The organism is Sphingopyxis sp. (genome assembly GCF_035565275.1).
Classification (GTDB): Bacteria; Pseudomonadota; Alphaproteobacteria; order Sphingomonadales; family Sphingomonadaceae; genus Sphingopyxis.
Genome location: NZ_DATMST010000130.1, coordinates 1 through 15,760 on the forward strand (window position 1 = coordinate 1; position 15,760 = coordinate 15,760).

At 63.6% G+C, this 15,760-nt stretch carries 17 protein-coding genes, 2 tRNA genes and 1 pseudogene; 14 read left to right on the forward strand and 6 right to left on the reverse strand.

Annotated elements, in window-relative coordinates:
* The 4 genes and pseudogenes from VN047_RS08585 to VN047_RS08600 form a co-directional block, all read left to right on the forward strand.
* A pseudogene (locus VN047_RS08585) lies at positions 1–208 on the forward strand (tRNA lysidine(34) synthetase TilS); the annotation flags it as partial.
* A gap of 81 nt (positions 209–289) precedes the next feature.
* Positions 290–2,233 (forward strand): ATP-dependent zinc metalloprotease FtsH, encoded by a 1,944-nt coding sequence (ftsH, locus tag VN047_RS08590; RefSeq protein ID WP_325541743.1) that lies wholly within the window; start codon positions 290–292, stop codon positions 2,231–2,233.
* Positions 2,234–2,292: 59 nt separating this feature from the next.
* Positions 2,293–2,679 (forward strand): hypothetical protein, encoded by a 387-nt coding sequence (locus VN047_RS08595; RefSeq protein WP_325541745.1) that lies wholly within the window; start codon positions 2,293–2,295, stop codon positions 2,677–2,679.
* A gap of 127 nt (positions 2,680–2,806) precedes the next feature.
* Positions 2,807–3,412 carry a DUF3800 domain-containing protein gene (locus tag VN047_RS08600; protein ID WP_325541747.1) on the forward strand — a complete coding sequence of 202 codons (606 nt, stop codon included), beginning with the start codon at positions 2,807–2,809 and terminating at the stop codon, positions 3,410–3,412.
* 53 nt (positions 3,413–3,465) lie between these two features.
* Here VN047_RS08600 and rpoZ read toward each other — a convergent pair whose 3' ends face one another.
* Positions 3,466–3,810: a DNA-directed RNA polymerase subunit omega gene (gene rpoZ / locus VN047_RS08605; protein WP_325541749.1), complete on the reverse strand. Its 345-nt coding sequence runs from the start codon at positions 3,808–3,810 to the stop codon at positions 3,466–3,468.
* 139 nt (positions 3,811–3,949) lie between these two features.
* Here rpoZ and VN047_RS08610 point away from each other — a divergent pair, with 139 nt between their 5' ends.
* Positions 3,950–5,146, forward strand: a complete 1,197-nt coding sequence (locus tag VN047_RS08610; RefSeq protein ID WP_325541751.1) for a cardiolipin synthase B — start codon at positions 3,950–3,952, stop codon at positions 5,144–5,146.
* Here the strand turns inward: VN047_RS08610 and VN047_RS08615 are convergent.
* Entirely contained in the window at positions 5,143–5,781 is a 639-nt protein-coding gene (locus VN047_RS08615) for a class I SAM-dependent methyltransferase (protein ID WP_325541753.1), read from the reverse strand. The two genes, VN047_RS08610 and VN047_RS08615, sit on opposite strands and share 4 nt — an antisense overlap.
* Before the next feature lie 145 nt (positions 5,782–5,926).
* Here VN047_RS08615 and VN047_RS08620 point away from each other — a divergent pair, with 145 nt between their 5' ends.
* Positions 5,927–7,237 (forward strand): MFS transporter, encoded by a 1,311-nt coding sequence (locus VN047_RS08620; protein ID WP_325541755.1) that lies wholly within the window; start codon positions 5,927–5,929, stop codon positions 7,235–7,237.
* Here the strand turns inward: VN047_RS08620 and VN047_RS08625 are convergent.
* Positions 7,234–9,558 (reverse strand): CDC48 family AAA ATPase, encoded by a 2,325-nt coding sequence (locus VN047_RS08625; RefSeq protein WP_325541757.1) that lies wholly within the window; start codon positions 9,556–9,558, stop codon positions 7,234–7,236. The genes VN047_RS08620 and VN047_RS08625 overlap by 4 nt on opposite strands.
* 142 nt (positions 9,559–9,700) lie before the next feature.
* Here VN047_RS08625 and VN047_RS08630 point away from each other — a divergent pair, with 142 nt between their 5' ends.
* Complete coding sequence (locus VN047_RS08630; RefSeq protein WP_325541758.1) at positions 9,701–10,579, forward strand: LysR substrate-binding domain-containing protein; 879 nt, start codon at positions 9,701–9,703, stop codon at positions 10,577–10,579.
* 54 nt (positions 10,580–10,633) lie between these two features.
* Here VN047_RS08630 and VN047_RS08635 read toward each other — a convergent pair.
* A tRNA-Thr gene (locus VN047_RS08635) sits at positions 10,634–10,708 on the reverse strand.
* Positions 10,709–10,814: 106 nt separating this feature from the next.
* On the opposite strand from VN047_RS08635, the gene VN047_RS08640 reads away from it, so the two are divergent.
* Positions 10,815–10,955 (forward strand): hypothetical protein, encoded by a 141-nt coding sequence (locus VN047_RS08640; protein WP_325541760.1) that lies wholly within the window; start codon positions 10,815–10,817, stop codon positions 10,953–10,955.
* Here the strand turns inward: VN047_RS08640 and VN047_RS08645 are convergent.
* Together VN047_RS08645 and VN047_RS08650 are read right to left on the reverse strand one after the other, a co-directional pair.
* The gene (locus tag VN047_RS08645) at positions 10,945–11,259 is read right to left on the reverse strand and encodes a DUF1905 domain-containing protein (RefSeq protein WP_325541762.1); all 315 of its coding nucleotides are present in this window, start codon (positions 11,257–11,259) and stop codon (positions 10,945–10,947) included. The two genes, VN047_RS08640 and VN047_RS08645, sit on opposite strands and share 11 nt — an antisense overlap.
* Before the next feature lie 5 nt (positions 11,260–11,264).
* Positions 11,265–12,251 (reverse strand): peptidylprolyl isomerase, encoded by a 987-nt coding sequence (locus VN047_RS08650; protein WP_325541764.1) that lies wholly within the window; start codon positions 12,249–12,251, stop codon positions 11,265–11,267.
* Positions 12,252–12,379: 128 nt separating this feature from the next.
* On the opposite strand from VN047_RS08650, the gene VN047_RS08655 reads away from it, so the two are divergent.
* The 6 genes from VN047_RS08655 to VN047_RS08680 all read left to right on the forward strand — a co-directional run bounded on the left by VN047_RS08655 (position 12,380) and on the right by VN047_RS08680 (position 15,701).
* Positions 12,380–12,470, forward strand: a tRNA-Ser gene (locus VN047_RS08655).
* Between the two features lie 212 nt (positions 12,471–12,682).
* Entirely contained in the window at positions 12,683–12,982 is a 300-nt protein-coding gene (locus VN047_RS08660; RefSeq protein ID WP_325541766.1) for a zf-TFIIB domain-containing protein, read from the forward strand.
* A gap of 280 nt (positions 12,983–13,262) precedes the next feature.
* On the forward strand, positions 13,263–13,892 hold the full coding sequence (locus tag VN047_RS08665; protein WP_325541767.1) for a hypothetical protein: 630 nt from the start codon (positions 13,263–13,265) through the stop codon (positions 13,890–13,892).
* Positions 13,893–13,969: 77 nt separating this feature from the next.
* The gene (locus tag VN047_RS08670; RefSeq protein ID WP_325541768.1) at positions 13,970–14,386 is read left to right on the forward strand and encodes a hypothetical protein; all 417 of its coding nucleotides are present in this window, start codon (positions 13,970–13,972) and stop codon (positions 14,384–14,386) included.
* Between the two features lie 8 nt (positions 14,387–14,394).
* The gene (locus VN047_RS08675; RefSeq protein ID WP_325541769.1) at positions 14,395–15,129 is read left to right on the forward strand and encodes a C39 family peptidase; all 735 of its coding nucleotides are present in this window, start codon (positions 14,395–14,397) and stop codon (positions 15,127–15,129) included.
* Positions 15,130–15,137: 8 nt separating this feature from the next.
* The gene (locus VN047_RS08680) at positions 15,138–15,701 is read left to right on the forward strand and encodes a hypothetical protein (RefSeq protein ID WP_325541770.1); all 564 of its coding nucleotides are present in this window, start codon (positions 15,138–15,140) and stop codon (positions 15,699–15,701) included.
* The last annotated feature ends 59 nt before the right edge of the window (positions 15,702–15,760 follow it).

The window sequence follows — 15,760 nt, forward strand, 5'->3', positions numbered from 1 at the left end:
GTTTCGCCGCATCGTCGCACAGCGGCTGCGCGCAAACGCACCGCAACTTGTGCTGCGCGGTGCCTCGCTCGACGGCGTGATCGCCGCGATGCACGAAGGCCGCCGCGCGATGGTCGGCGCGCTGCTGATCGACGCCGTGCGCGGCCTTGAACGGACGATTTGGCGTATTTCTGCTGCGCCGCGCCGGAAAGCGCCCAAAAAGGGCTGATTGGCTCATTGTCATTTAACCGGATTATCCTATCTTGTGCAGACAGGAGCGCATGGCTGCGCCGTTGAGGAAAGATTCTGCATGCAGGACGACAAGGAACCGCAGGGCAACCCCTGGATGAAGAGCGTGATGATCTGGAGCGGCATCCTGCTTGCCATGCTCCTCGTCGCCTCGATGTTCGGCGGCGCTTCGCAGCCTGTGGGCAACCCCCTCGCCTATTCCGAATTCCGGCAGAAGGTCGAGGAAGGCAGCGTCAAGGACGTCGTCCTGTCCGAAGACAAGGTGACGGGCACGCTGTCGAACGGTGGCCGTTTCAGCGCCAACGTCGTGCGCGATCCCGAACTGCTCAAGATGCTCAACGACAATGGCGTCAAATATGACGGCAAGGCGACCGAAGCACCCAATTTCTGGATGTATATGCTCGTCCAGTCGCTGCCCTTCCTGCTGATCCTTGGCATCGCCTTCTTCGTTTTCCGCCAGGTCCAGAAGAACAACGGCTCGGGCGCGATGGGCTTCGGCAAGTCGCGCGCCAAGATGCTGACCGAAAAACAGGGCCGCGTGACGTTCGACGACGTCGCGGGGATCGACGAGGCGCGCGAAGAGCTCGAGGAAATCGTCGAATTCCTGAAAGACCCGACCAAATTCTCGAAACTCGGCGGCCAGATTCCGAAGGGCGCCTTGCTCGTCGGTTCGCCGGGTACCGGCAAGACCTTGCTCGCCCGTGCGATCGCGGGTGAAGCCGGCGTTCCCTTCTTCACCATTTCGGGCTCGGACTTCGTCGAAATGTTCGTCGGCGTCGGCGCGAGCCGCGTCCGCGACATGTTCGAACAGGCGAAGCGCAACGCGCCGTGCATCGTCTTCATCGACGAAATCGATGCGGTCGGCCGCCACCGCGGCGCCGGGCTCGGCAACGGCAACGACGAACGCGAGCAGACGCTGAACCAGCTTCTCGTTGAAATGGACGGTTTCGAAGCCAACGAGGGCATTATCATCGTCGCCGCGACGAACCGCCCCGACGTGCTCGACCCCGCTCTCCTCCGTCCGGGCCGTTTCGACCGGCAGGTCGTCGTACCGCGTCCCGACATCGAGGGCCGCCAGAAAATCCTCGAAGTTCACACGCGCAAGAAGCCGCTGGCCCCTGACGTCGACCTCCGCCGCGTAGCCCGCGGAACGCCCGGATTCTCGGGCGCCGATCTGGCTAATCTTTGCAACGAAGCGGCGCTGCTCGCAGCGCGCAAGGGCAAGCGCCTGATCGCCTCGAACGAGTTCGAAGAGGCGAAGGACAAGGTCATGATGGGCGCCGAGCGCCGTTCGATGGTCATGACCGAGGACGAAAAGAAAGCGACCGCCTATCACGAAGCCGGCCATGCGCTCGTTTCGCTGCACGTCGAACACAACGATCCGCTTCACAAGGTGACGATCATTCCGCGCGGCCGCGCGCTGGGTGTGACGTGGAACCTGCCCGAACGCGATCGTTATTCCCAGAATATGAAGCAGATGAAGGCGCGCCTCGCGCTCTGCTTTGGCGGCCGCATCGCCGAACAGCTGATCTACGGCAAGGACGAGCTCAATACCGGCGCGTCGAACGACATCCAGCAGGCGACCGACATGGCGCGCTCGATGGTCATGGAATATGGCATGTCGGAAAAGCTCGGCTGGCTGCGCTACCGTGACAATCAGGACGAGGTATTCCTCGGCCATAGTGTGTCGCGTGCGCAGAATATGTCTGAAGAAACCGCAAAGCTGATCGACGCCGAGGTTCGCCGCCTCGTCGAGGAAGGCGAAAAGGTCGCACGCAAGGTGCTCACCGACAATATCGACGAGCTCCACCTGCTCGCCGGCGCGCTGCTCGAATATGAAACGCTGTCGGGTGAAGAGGCCAAGCGCGCCATCAAGGGCGAGGACATCGGCCGCGAGGATGATGCCGGCAAGCGCGGCACGCCCGTGTCGGGGCATGCCGGCGGCCTGCCGCAAATCAAGCGCAAACCGCGCCCGTTCGGCGACGCCAATCCGCAGGGCGCATAGGACGAACCCAAGCCGTTGAATTCAGGGATTATTCATTGGCCTTGGGCAAGTTGCGACGCATGAACAACCGGACCCGTGCCCGCTTCTTGCCTGCGCTGCTCGCCGCGCCGTTCCTGTGCGCCATGGCGCCAGGCGACATGAGCGTCGCGGCCTTTCTGGCGCGCGCGGCCTCGCTCGAGCGGCTGGGTCCGTTGGCGCTCGCGACGCCGCAGGGAAACCAGCTGAAAGGCGAAGTGGTCGCAGCAGGCAAGCGCTACAAGGCACGGATCGATGCCCAGCGCAAGGCGGGGCTCAAAACAACAAGTTGCCCGCCCGAATCAGGTACATTGACCCCTGAACAATGGCTCGCGCATCTCCGTAGCTATCCTGTTCCGGTGCGCAAAAGCATCAGCGTCTATTCGGCTTTCGATACGTTGATGAAGAAGCGCTATCCCTGCCCCGCTTGATGCGTCAAATATCCAAGGGTCCCAAGGAGACGGCCGTGACCGAGAAAAAGAACATGCTTGGCCAGGACCGGCGTGACCCGGGGCCCCACTTCGGCAACTTTTCAGGCGTATGCGGTAAGTCTTTCGAATGACGATTTATTGTGACGAATCGGGTGGACTCAACGCGGGAGCGATGACCTTTTCGGCGGTGATGCTGACACCGAAGGCGGCGAATGAAATTCACGAACGCTTCCGCAGTGTCACCGGGCTTCGCGGTGAACTCAAGGGCAGCCGGATCAGCATCGTCGAGCGCGCCTGGCTGCTCGAACTCTTCGACCGTGCTGGCGGACGTGCATGGGTCGCAGTTGCCGAGCGCGACAAGCTTGCGCAGAACCCGGGCGGCACACTCCCGAGTGATCTCGCGCTTTATGCGGGGCTGCTCAATCTTGCGATCGGACGCTGGTTGCCCGAAACGGGCGGCGTATGCACCGACGTTGTGATCGACGACGGGCGATACGACCCCAAGATTCTGGCGCAGGTCCGCGAAGAGATACAGGACGGGCTCGGCCAATGGGGCCGCGCCTCGCTCGCCGACAGCAAGCGAAGTGACGGGGTCCAGATCGCCGACGTCATTGCCAACAGCCTGTTCAACATCGCCGTCGGCTCGCAGCGAGCACATCGCATCCAGCGGATATTGGATCCGATGCTGGCGTCGAAGGCGATCCGCATCACCGAGCTGACACAGCTTCCATAAAACAAGAGGGCCGCAGTTTCCTGCAGCCCTCTGATGATCATTTCCGGCGACGCTTATTCGAAGTCGCTGCCACCACCGGCCGGGCTGCGCGGCGGCGCGGCGGCGGTCAGGCGCAGCGCTTCGGCCGAACGGCTGATCGAGCTGATTTCATCGGGCGTATCGTCATCATCGACGACGACCTTCTGCATCGACCCGACGAGCGTTTCCTTGAGATCCTTCGGGCGAACGGTCTGCTCGGCGATTTCGCGCAGCGCGACGACCGGGTTCTTGTCGCGGTCGCGGTCGATGGTCAGCTCCGAACCGCCCGAAATCTCGCGGGCGCGGTGCGCGGAAAGCAGGACCAGGTCGAAACGGTTGGGAACTTTGTCGACGCAATCCTCGACGGTAACGCGGGCCATATTGTTTCCTTAGGTATAGGAGAGACCAGCCCTTTCGAGGGGCGTGGCGGCAAGCGCTGCACGCTAGCAGCCCGGGCGGGCAATGTCAATAAAACCGCTGCTCTTGCGGCCATTGCGGCCCGCCGCCTATGAGCGAAACATGATCGACGTGCCCGTCCCCGTCAACGAGACCGCGCCATTGGCGGCCAACGTGGCCGAACACCGGCTGGAAGTCATCGTCGACGGCGATCGGCGGCTGGAGCGGATTCTTTCCCTGTTGGCCGGCGCGATCCGCAGCATCGACCTGATCATGTATATCTTCGAACATGACGAAGCGGGCACGCGCATACTCGATGCGATGACCGCGGCCGCGCGGCGCGGCGTCCGCGTACGCGCCGTCATCGACAGTTTCGGTTCGTCCGACATCGCTGACAGCATCTTCGCCCCGCTGCGCGAGGCGGGCGGCAGCGTCACCTTTTTTTCGCGGCACTGGCGATCGAGCTATCTGATCCGAAATCACCAGAAGCTGCTTCTGATCGACGGGAATATAGCCGTTACCGGAGGCTTCAACATCGCCGATCCGTATCTCAGCAGCCAAGGAACGCGATGCTGGTTCGACCTCGGCATTATCGTTCGCGGACCTTCGATCGCCCGAATGGTCGCATGGTTCGAGGAAATCCACGACTATACGGTGAATCACGACGGCAAGCTGTTGATGCTCCGCCGCCTGATCCGCGAATGGCCGATCGACGCCGGACCGGTGACGTGGCTTGTCGGCGGGCCGACACAACGCCTGTCTCCCTGGGCGCGTGCGGTGCGAGCCGACCTCGAAAAGGCGCGGCAACTCGACATGGCAATGGCCTATTTCTCGCCCGGGCAAGGGATGCTGCGGCGGCTGGGCCGCGTCGCGCGCAACGGGCGGGCGCGCTTCATGATGGCGGCGAAGTCCGACAATCCCGCAACGATCGGCGCCTCGCGCCTGCTTTACGGCTATCTGCTGCGGAAACGGGCACAGATATGGGAATATCTGCCGTGCCGGCTGCACATGAAGCTGATCGTCATCGACGATGTCGTCTATATCGGCACGGCCAATTTCGACATGCGCAGCCTGTTCGTGAATGTCGAGGTGATGCTGCGCGTCGCCGATGCCGGTTTCGCAACGCAAATGCGTGACTTCATCGCCGCGCAGGAAGGCGATTGCGATGTTATAACCCCCGCAAGCCACAAGGCGCGCGCAGGCTGGTTGACGCGGCTTCGCTGGACCCTCGCATGGTTCGTTGTCGGGGTCGCCGACTATACCGTGTCGCGGCGGCTCAACTTCGGACTTGCCGAAACCGACCCCGATACCGAGGTCTAGTCCTTCCAGCCCCAGAAAAGGAAGCAGGGCGGGACGTTCACCCATTCGAACGCATTGTCGATGCGATTGAAGTGCGTGGCGAGGAAATCGCGCGCGCGGGCACGAAACTGATAGACGAGGAAAGCACCGCCGGGACGGAGCACGCGATGCGTCGCGGCGGCAATCGCGGGACCAACGCCCGCGGGCAGCGTCGAAAAAGGCAGGCCCGAAAGGACATAATCAGCCTTCTCGAAACCGTGGGCGCGAATGATTTCCTCGACGTCGGCCGCCGATCCGTGAACGGCGATGAAGCGGCTGTCGCGGATATCCTTCCGCAGATAATCGATGAAATCCTCGTTGGTGTCGATCGCGATCAGCGTCGCATCGCCCGCCATGCGTTCGAGCACCGGGCGGCAGAAGGTGCCGACCCCCGGGCCATATTCGACGAACAGCTTCGTATTCTTCCAGTCGACGGGGCGCAGCATATGGCGGATCAGCGTTGGCGACGACGGCACGATCGATCCGACCATGACGGGATGCTTGATAAAGCCGCGGACGAACATGCCCCACGGCCCGAAAAAGCGCTTGAGACCGTCACGAATCCGTCTGGAAAGCGCAACTTTCGTTTCTTGGGCCTGCGCCCGCGGATTGGTCATGATGGCTTTCGCATTGTTGCAGTCCCCCATGGCGTGGCAAAATCGACGCGATGGTGCAAGGAAAGAGTCGGTCTTGACTCTGGACAGACAGGCACCCGCGTGTAGGGAGAGGCGGCGTTACCGACCGCAGGCAGGAGGGGCGAACATGGCGACGACATCGCATTCCATCCCTTCCGATCGTATGGCGGTTCTTTTTGCGGTGATGCTGGTCGCCGCTGCGGGCAATACCGCAATGCAGTCGATCCTCCCCGCAATCGGCGCCAAGCTTCATATCCCCGACGTATGGGTGAGTCTCGCCTTCAGCTGGTCGGCGCTGCTCTGGGTGATGACCGCGCCGCATTGGGCGCGTCAGTCGGACAAGCGCGGGCGCAAGGCGCTGATGGCGTTGGGAGTCGTCGGTTTCTTCTCGTCGATGGCGCTGTGCGGGCTTATCCTCTGGGCCGGGTTGAATGGCCTTGTCGGAGCCGGGGTGACCTTCATCGCCTTCGCCCTGTTTCGCAGCCTCTACGGCGGCTTTGGATCGGCCTCGCCCCCCGCGGTCCAAGCCTATGTTGCCTCGCGCACCGATCCCGAGCAACGCACGCAGGCGCTGTCGCTCGTTTCCTCCTCGTTCGGTCTCGGCACGGTCATCGGACCGGCTATCGCCCCCTATTTCATCCTTCCCGTCGTCGGGCTTGCCGGACCCTTGTTCGTTTTCGCGCTGATTGGTCTTGTCGTGCTGATCATGCTGCGCTGGCGCCTCCCCAACGACACGCCGCGCTTTGCCGCACGCGGGGCCATCGCCCCCTACCCGCTCTCGGCCGGTCCGGCCGAACCGACCGGAGAGGAGGAGAATGAAGACGCCGCCCCCGAACAGGAGACGCTCGCCTGGCGCGACGGCCGGATTCGCCCATGGCTCCTCGCGGGCTTTTTCGGGGGGCAGGCCCAGGCCATGATGCTCGGCGTCATCGGCTTCCTGATCCTCGACCGGCTCCATTTGCGCCTCGCTCCCGAAACCGGCGCCGACATTACCGGAACCGTTCTGATGTCGGGTGCCGTGGCCACGCTGCTGGCCCAGTGGGGACTGATTCCCTTGTTCAAGCTCACGCCGCGATCGACCGTGTTATGGGGCGCAGCGCTCGCGGTCGTCGGCATATTGATGACCGGTCTCGCGCAGGACCAGCATGCGATCACCATCGGCTTTGCGACGGCTTCGCTCGGCTTCGGCCTGTTCCGCCCCGGCTTTACCGCGGGCGCGTCGCTCTCGGTGCCGCGCCGCGATCAGGGCAGCGTCGCGGGGATGACGGCCTCGATCAACGGATCGGCCTATATCATATCGCCCGCCATCGGCGTGCTGCTCTACAATTGGCACCCGATGGTCGCTTACGGCCTGATGGCTGCCTTTTGCGGCTGGCTGGTGCTTTGGGGCTGGTCCGCGCTCAAGCAGGACCAGCCGCCAGCCCGGGGAACGACCTAGTCCCTGGGTTCTTCCTCATGCTTGCGCTCGCGGACGGGCTTGAGCATACCGGGCGCGAAGAAACCGATCGGATCGACGCTCATCGCCGCCTGTTTGATCTCGCCCTGGATCTTTTCATAATCCTTTTCCATCGCCTCGGTTACCGAGGCGCGCGTATCCTTCAGCGCCGCTTCGAAATCCTCCATGGTCACCGTATCGCTGCCGATCGAACGTTTCAGCGCGGCAAGACCCGCGCGGCGCGTCAGATCCTCGAGGTCAGCGCCTGTGAAACGGTCCGACTTTTCCGCAAGCACGCCAAGGTCGACGTCCTTCGCGAGCGGCATCCTGCCGGTCTGGATCTCGAGGATCCGCTTGCGTCCTTCGGCATTCGGCACCGACACATAGATCAACTCGTCGAGCCGTCCGGGCCGGAGCAGCGCGGGGTCGATGAGGTTGGGCCGGTTCGTCGCGCCGATCACGACGACCGACTGCATCTCCTCGATCCCGTCCATTTCGGCGAGGATCGTGTTGACGACACGCTCGGTCACCTGCGGCTCGCCCGACGTGCCGCTGCCGCGTGCAGGCACCAGACTGTCGAGTTCGTCGATGAAGATGATCGTCGGCGCGACGGCCCTCGCCCGCGCGAACAGACGTGCGATCTGCTGCTCGCTCTCGCCATACCATTTCGACAGCAGGTCCGACGATTTGATCGAGATGAAATTCGCGTCGGATTCGCGCGCCGCCGCCTTCGCCAGCAGGGTCTTGCCGGTGCCGGGCGGGCCATAGAGCAGAAAACCCTTCGCAGGACGGATGCCGAGCCGGCGGAATGCCTCGGGATGTTTCAGGGGCAGCTCGATCCCCTCGATCAGCTTGTCGCGCGCAGCGTCGAGCCCGCCGATGTCGCTCCAGCGTGTTTTAGGGGCCTGCACCATCACTTCGCGCATCGCCGAGGGCTGGACGCGTTTCAGCGCATTGTTGAAATCCTCGCGCGTCACGCGCAGTTCCTCGAGAACCTCGGGCGGAATCGTCCCTTCCTCAAGGTTGAGCTTGGGCATGATCCGCCGCACCGCCTCGATCGCGGCTTCGCGTGTCAACGCCGCCATATCGGCACCGACGAAACCGAAGGTCGTGCGCGCCAGTTCGGCAAGGTCGACATTTTCCGACAGGGGCATGCCGCGCGTATGGATGCCCAATATCTCGCGGCGGCCGCTTTCGTCGGGTACGCCGATCACAATCTCGCGGTCGAACCGGCCCGGACGCCGTAGCGCTTCGTCGATCGCGTCAGGACGGTTGGTCGCGGCGATGACGACGAGATTCGTTCGCGGCTCCAGGCCGTCCATCAGCGTCAGCAGCTGTGCGACAAGGCGCTTTTCGGCCTCGCCCTGCACCTGCCCGCGCTTTGGCGCTATCGAATCGATCTCGTCGATGAACAGGATCGACGGCGCGGCTTTCGCCGCCTGCTCGAAGATATCGCGCAGCCGCTTCTCGGATTCGCCATAGGCAGATCCCATGATCTCGGGGCCGTTGATCAGGAAGAATTGCGCCTCGCTTTCGTTGGCAACCGCGCGCGCGAGGCGCGTCTTGCCGGTGCCCGGCGGGCCGTGCAACAGCACCCCGCGCGGCGGATCGACGCCGAGACGCCGGAAAAGCTCGGGATAGCGCAGCGGCAGCTCGACCATCTCGCGCAACTGATCGATGGTTTCACCCAGTCCGCCAAGATCGTCATAGGTCACGTCGGTGCGGCGGGCGTCCTGCGGCTCCTGATATTCGGGGAGCAGTTCGACCTCGGTATTCTCGTCGATGAAGACAACGCCCTTGGGGGCCGCCGAGACGACAAGGAGACGAACTTCGGCCAGTGCATAGGCGGGCGCGTTGAGCATCTGGCGGAGTTGCGGGGGCATGTCGCCCGACGGCAGCCGCTGTTGCCCCGCGGTCGCGACCGTATCGCCGGCGACGAGCGGGCGCCCGAAGAAGCTGCGCTTCAGCGCGTTGGCCGATCCCTGCAAGCGCAGATTCTCCTGCGCGGGAGCGAATACGACGCGGGTCGCTGCGCGCGTCTCGACGCGGCTCAATACGACCATGTCGCCCGCACCCGCACCGGCATTGGCGCGTTGCAGGCCGTCGAGACGAATGACCTCCAGCCCTTCGTCTTCGGCATAGGGCGCCACGACGCGCGATGCCGTCTGCCGCTTGCCGCTGATCTCGATAATATCGCCTTCGGTCACCCCGAGTGCGGCCATTGCCGAACGCGGAATACGCGCGATGCCGCCTCCGCTTTCTTCCGCCCGGGCATTCGCCACCTGCAGTTTCACCTGTTTTTCTTTTACCGCTGCGTCGGCCAATGGGCGTCTCCCTCAAAAAGGTCAGAATGACGAAGATAGGATGGTCGTTCCCGATTTGCGACCCCCGTGCGTCGTCGATTTATGACGCACCGCACAAAATTCTGGCATGTCCCGATAGGTCATGTCATCATTACCCTCGCATATGCCACGCCTCCCTCCTCTCAGCAGCATGGAAGCCTTTCTCGAGGTTGCCCGTCACGGTACGGTGAAAGCCGCCGCCATCGAACTCGGCCTGTCGATGCCCGCCCTGTCGCGGCGCATCCAGACCCTCGAGCATGCGGTCGGACGCCCGCTGTTCAACCGGCATCACCACGGGCTGAGCCTGACCGAAGCCGGGCGCGCCCTACAGGAGCAGCTGTCGCCGATCCTCGACGAACTGCGCACTGCGATCGGGCAGGTCGGCAGCCCCGATGCCTCGCTGCGCCTGCATCTCAACGTGCTGCCGCTCTTCGCGCAGCAGCGGTTATTCCCGCGCCTGCCCGAACTCAGGCGCCAACACCCCGAACTGCACATCGATATCGACACCATGTCACACGCAGAGGCGCGGCTGGGCGAAGGCATCGACGCCGCGATCGCGCTTTCCCGCTCGATCGACCCCGCGCTCTATGCCGCGCGGCTCGATCAGGACAAGGTCTTCCCGATCGCTTCGCGGACGCTTGCAGACGGCGATCGGCCGATCGCGGTTCCCGAACAATTGCAGCGGATGACCGTCCTGCTCCATCGCGAAATGCCCGAGACTTTCAGCGAGTGGAAGAAAGCGGTCGGCATGCCCTATCTGGAACCGGCGGGGATCGATTATTTCGATTCGGGCCCGTTGATGCTCGAGGCTGCCGCACAGGGCATCGGCGTCGCCTTCATGCACGGACATCATCTCGACGACGCGCGCGACCCACGGCTCGTCCGCCTGTTCGATTTCGACGTCGACAGCCCCTACAGCTACTGGTTCGTGTGTCGCCCGCGCGCGTTGCGCCAGCCGGCGGTCAAGGTCTTCCACGACTGGCTGCTGGCCGCGCGGATCTGACCTGCGGCAAACGCACGAATCCCCGAGGGGTCAATCTTCGATAAAATGGAAAAATGGTGCTGCTGGACAGGATTGAACTGTCGACCTCGTCATTACCAATGACGCGCTCTACCACTGAGCTACAGCAGCAACCGGAACACCCGCAAACGCATGTTCGCCGGGCAGGCGCGGCCTATGGCGGGGCGCTCTTCGCCTGTCAAGATGCGAGGCTTGACGATGAGGAGATTTCGCAGGCATGGGTCGCCGCGTGAGCAAGCCCCCTTCCCCCGCCGAGATCGAACGCGAGCGCCGCCTGGCAGAGGCGCTGCGCAACAACCTGCGCAAACGCAAGGCGCAAGCCCGCGAGACCGGGAGCGAAACCCCGCCTAAAGACTGACCGTCACGGTCACCTCGTCGCCCTCCGCCAGCCCCTCGGCCTTGCGGACCGCCGCCTTGACGGGCAACAGCCAGCCGCCGCTTTCCTTGTGCGGGAAAACCGACGTGCTCCAGATCGTATCGCCGATCGTCGCGCGCACCTTTGCCGATCCGAATCCCTTGCGCCCGTCCAGCCACTGCCCGCTTATCGCTGCAAGGCGGATACCGTCGGCCGCGTCGCCGGCAACCGTCACGAAAAACCACGCCGCGGGCGCAGTCGCCGACTGCCAGCGCCAGAGAAGCGTCGTGACCGTGAAATCCTCCACGCCGGCTATCGGCCCGGACGCACGGGCACGGGAATGTTACAGATGTCGGCGCCGCCCGCGGGCTTGTTGAAGAAGGGATCGCGCCGGTTGGCGCGTGCTTCGGCATAGCGCGCAAAGCTGCCGCTCTCGGTAGAAAGATATTCGAACTTCGGCCGCTCGCTCGCGGGCAGATCGCCGGCAAGGCGGATCGACCGGATCGGCACCCGCTCTGCCTCATCTTCGTAAAAGCCGAGCGAACCGGTGCCGCGCGGCAGGCTCGACAGATATTCGATCCCGCTGACCACCCGTCCGACCACCGCGACATTGCGATCGAGATGGCGCGTTGCATGGCCGATAACGGCATAGAGCTCGGCGCCGCTTCCCGTATCGGGAGACATGTTGCGACCGACACCGACGGCGCCGTAACAATGAATCGGCCAGATCTTCGACTGGTGCGGGTTCATCGCCCCGACATAGGGGAAGCCGCGATAGAAGGAGCCATAGTTCCAGCCCGGATTGTCGCGAAAGACGATATGACCGCCGACCTTTGCCGGCGACGGATCGGAAGGCCTCGCCTGATAGTGGAGCGGAAGCCCGGGCGCCGTGAACCCGCTCGGTTCATCGACCTCATATCCGCTTTCGGCTACCGTCTCCAGGCCCCGCGGCAGCGGCTTCTTTTCGGTCGCATCACCCCATTGCGCGACATAATTGTCCTGTACGCGATTGACGCTCGTCCCGTCCCACCAATGCGCCGCAGCAAGCGTGCGGATGTTTGTGATCCATCCGCGACTGAACGGCGCGGGCATCAACTGGATGACGACGCGGCGCTCCTTGCCCTTGGCATCGGGTGCCATGTCCATCACCAGCAAGTCCGACGGCGCGATCGCGATCCAGTCGCTCGCAGGCGCGGCCGCGACGATCTCTCCCGGCGAAGGGATCGGTGCCGGCTCTTCGGCATGGGCGGGAAGGACGAGCGATGCGCCCGTGGCGATGATGAGGGCCAGATTTTTCATGGCCGATGTCTGGCACGCCCAATCGGCTTGCGAAAGCCCCGCCGAGCGATTAGGGCGCGCCTTCCAGTGCGAATTGGTAACGCACCCGATTCACGCTCCGTGCTCCGCACGAAACGACCGGGTGCAGCGGAGCGGTGGCCGAGTGGTCGAAGGCGCTCGCCTGGAAAGTGAGTATACGTCAAAAGCGTATCGAGGGTTCGAATCCCTCCCGCTCCGCCATCTTTCATTCCTGTCCCGTCGTGGGCCGGCCGGAACGGCAAAACCTCCGGCCATCTTGACACCCGGTCCCGGCACCATACTTAGGAAGCGCGGGCCGGGCCCCTCTGGCGATTGCAGGCAAGCGATCGCGATGTCGGACCGCATCGAGTGCGCTCGGTGCCAGACTGGCAAGGGGTTTCCTGACCGGCGCCTTCGATGGATTTTGATCTGTTATGGAGGTTACCGTGTCGTCAGCCCACAATATGCCCTGTCCCGTCTGCAAGGTCCCTCTCGCGATGAGCGATCGTCAGGGGGTCGAAATCGATTATTGCCCGCAATGCCGGGGCGTCTGGCTCGACCGCGGCGAACTCGACAAGATTATCGAGCGTAGTGCCGCAGATATGGCGCCGAGATCGTCGCAATCGGCGCCCCTGCATACATCGCCGCCGCCGCATCAGAACCATGGCTATGCCAAGGAGCATCGTGGCTACCCCAAGCGCCGCAAGTCGTTTCTCGAGGAATTGTTCGACTAGAAGCCGAAGCCCGGCACGTCCGTTCGCACGCCCGGACCCGCGCACGGGCGGATAAAGGACAATGCGCCGGGGCGGCACCAGTCGCCTCGGCCTTTCCTCCGGCGTCCGCAGATCGGTACAGCCTCGCTCCGACGATCAGACAGGACTGCCGTCGCAAACATCCGCGCCATCGTCGCCCGCGCCTGCCCGGTGGCCTGCGAATACACCTACCGATATCATCCGGTTATTTTTCCCCCTCCGCGATTGCCAATTCGCAAAACCGGACCTGCGCCCGCGGAGCATGATGCCCCTGTTCGCATCGATGCGGACGGAGTCGGGGAGGATCCGCATCAGGCATGCCGTTCGGCATCGCGCGCCATCCCCTTTTTTGAGAGGAAAAGTCATGATCAAGAAAGTCATGCTTGCGGCGTCGACCCTGGCGCTTGCTGTTGTTGCTGCGCCGGCCATGGCGCAACAAAATCAGGACAACGACAACACCACCACCGGTGCGTCGGGGAATAACAGCGACACCCTCGTTGTGAACGACCTGATCGACCTGTTCGTCCAGGATAATGCCGCCGATACCTTTTCGGATGACGATCAGGACAACGACGGCAATGGCTCGTTCAACAGCAACAGCCTGGTTGTGGCGACCCAAACGCTGAATGCGACCAACACCAACAGCCAGATGGACGAGCTCGTCGACCTCGACGGTGAAGACGAAAGCGACACGGCTGTCGGCTATAACAGCGGCAACAACTCGGTTCGCGGCAGCGCCTTCGCGGCCTATGCGGGCATCCTGAACGCGGCGTGGAACACGGGCATCAACTCGAATGCCCAGGCTGCAACGAATATTGCGGCATCGGGCACGGTCAGCTTCGGCGACAGCGCTCCGGCCGCTGCTGGCGGCGGCGGCGGCGGCGAGGACTAACGGTCCCCCCGGATGGCCGGTCCGCACCACTGGCGGGCCGGCCATTTCCCCTTTCGCTTTCAAGGAGCGCATGCGCCATGAAACCCCCGATCGTCCCCGCGCTGCTGATCGCAGCAGGCCTTTTCACGCCGGTATCGGCGCAGCCGGTCATACCCGAAGGTGCGGCGCCTGCCGTCCGCCTCGTCATCGAAGCGGTCCCGGTCGAAGCCTCCGTGCGCCCCGTGATGGCGACGCGGCCCGAACGCAAATCGCCGATGCTGAACGATACCGAGCTCGATACGCTGCGCGGCGGCCAGTCGCTCGTGATCACCAACCAGACGATGGATTCGATCGTCAGCGGCAACATCCTGAAGGGCGACTATACCGCGGGTGCAGTCACGCTCAGCGACTTTGCCCTGTCCAATTTCAACGGTGTCGGCAATCTGCTGATCAACACCGGCGCGCAGGTCAGCGCCCAGAGCGGCATGAACCTGACGATCAACCTCGGCGATTGAGCGGCGCCATGCGGTCCATGCGCGCCCTGATCGCGGGCATGCTGTGCGCCGTTGCAGCGGTGCCCGCAGCCGGCGAGGTCCGCCTGACCGGGCCCGAAACCGGCGGCACCTATTCGCTGCAGGTCATGACCTGGTGGGATATTCCTTTTCGCTCGGTAGTCCGGCAACGTTATGATTTCAGCTGCGGCTCCGCCGCGCTCGCGACCCTGCTGACCTTCCACTATGGTGAACCGACAGCCGAGACCGCGCCCTTCCGCGCGATGTGGGAAAAGGGCGACCGCGAGGCAATTCGCAAGGTCGGCTTCTCGATGCTCGACATGAAGACCTATCTCGCCTCGCGCGGCTATCGCGCCGAAGGATTCCGGATCAGCGCCGACCAGTTGAAGCAGGTCAAGCGCCCGACGATCGTCCTGATGGATCTCAAGGGCTTCAAGCATTTCGTGGTGATCAAGGGGGTGCGCGGCGACCGCGTGCTCACCGGCGATTCGGTGCTCGGGCTCAACGAATATTCGCTCGAGGATTTCGAGAAGCACTGGAACGGCATTGCGCTTGCGATCGTCGAAGGGGGCAAGAAGCGCCCCGCCTTCAATCTTGCCGGCGACTGGGGCCCTTGGTCACAGGCGCCGCTCGAAAGGGACGGTTCGCTCCATGTTTCGGTCGGCGACCTGACGACGAACCTCCCTCCCCAATATCAGCTGACGCCACAAATTCTGCTCGATGTTCGCGTCGGCACCGTGAAATGAGGCCGACCATGACCAGACGCATCCTCCTGCTCGCACTCACGCCAGCCCTGCTGGCGGCAAGCGAGCCCGGCAGCGACCCTCTTGTCAACGCGGCGGCACTGCCGGACGAGGTCCTTGCCATGCAACGTGGCGGTTTCGCCTTTCAGGGAATGGTAATCGCGTTCGGCGCCGACATTCGCAGCTTTGTAAACGACGAACTGGCGTTGCGCACGATCGTCAGCTGGACGCCCGAAGGGTCGACGATCGAACGCTTCGTATCGCCGGCGCTGACGGCGGTCGATGCCGCGCAGATCCAGGGCGGCATCCTTACCAGCGGCGGCATTACCATGCGCGTCGGCGACGAATCGGTGTTTCTTGCCAACAACGGCCAGACCGCGTTGATCCAGAGCACCGACGCGATCCAGAACGTGATGATCAACACCGCCAGCAATGTCTCGCTGAACCAGCAGGTCGACGCCGTGCTCGATATCAGCGGCTACGAAGGCTTTCGCGATGCCCTGGCCTCCACCCGGATGAGCGACGCGATCGGCGCTGTGATGGGCGCGCAGACGGTCGGCGCGCTCGGCAACTGACGACCCCCCGCCCCGTTCCTGACGGGGTCGGTCACCTTGCCCCGCTTCGGCGGGGCATT

Bases quoted from the DNA above. Each gene is read 5' to 3' on its own strand.
- ftsH (WP_325541743.1), top strand. From the start codon at position 290: ATGCAGGACGACAAGGAACCGCAGGGCAACCCCTGGATGAAGAGCGTG.
- VN047_RS08595 (WP_325541745.1), top strand. From the start codon at position 2,293: ATGAACAACCGGACCCGTGCCCGCTTCTTGCCTGCGCTGCTCGCCGCG.
- VN047_RS08600 (WP_325541747.1), top strand. From the start codon at position 2,807: ATGACGATTTATTGTGACGAATCGGGTGGACTCAACGCGGGAGCGATG.
- rpoZ (WP_325541749.1), bottom strand. From the start codon at position 3,810: ATGGCCCGCGTTACCGTCGAGGATTGCGTCGACAAAGTTCCCAACCGT.
- VN047_RS08610 (WP_325541751.1), top strand. From the start codon at position 3,950: ATGATCGACGTGCCCGTCCCCGTCAACGAGACCGCGCCATTGGCGGCC.
- VN047_RS08615 (WP_325541753.1), bottom strand. From the start codon at position 5,781: ATGACCAATCCGCGGGCGCAGGCCCAAGAAACGAAAGTTGCGCTTTCC.
- VN047_RS08620 (WP_325541755.1), top strand. From the start codon at position 5,927: ATGGCGACGACATCGCATTCCATCCCTTCCGATCGTATGGCGGTTCTT.
- VN047_RS08630 (WP_325541758.1), top strand. From the start codon at position 9,701: ATGCCACGCCTCCCTCCTCTCAGCAGCATGGAAGCCTTTCTCGAGGTT.
- VN047_RS08640 (WP_325541760.1), top strand. From the start codon at position 10,815: ATGGGTCGCCGCGTGAGCAAGCCCCCTTCCCCCGCCGAGATCGAACGC.
- VN047_RS08650 (WP_325541764.1), bottom strand. From the start codon at position 12,251: ATGAAAAATCTGGCCCTCATCATCGCCACGGGCGCATCGCTCGTCCTT.
- VN047_RS08660 (WP_325541766.1), top strand. From the start codon at position 12,683: ATGGAGGTTACCGTGTCGTCAGCCCACAATATGCCCTGTCCCGTCTGC.
- VN047_RS08665 (WP_325541767.1), top strand. From the start codon at position 13,263: ATGATGCCCCTGTTCGCATCGATGCGGACGGAGTCGGGGAGGATCCGC.
- VN047_RS08670 (WP_325541768.1), top strand. From the start codon at position 13,970: ATGAAACCCCCGATCGTCCCCGCGCTGCTGATCGCAGCAGGCCTTTTC.
- VN047_RS08675 (WP_325541769.1), top strand. From the start codon at position 14,395: ATGCGGTCCATGCGCGCCCTGATCGCGGGCATGCTGTGCGCCGTTGCA.
- VN047_RS08680 (WP_325541770.1), top strand. From the start codon at position 15,138: ATGACCAGACGCATCCTCCTGCTCGCACTCACGCCAGCCCTGCTGGCG.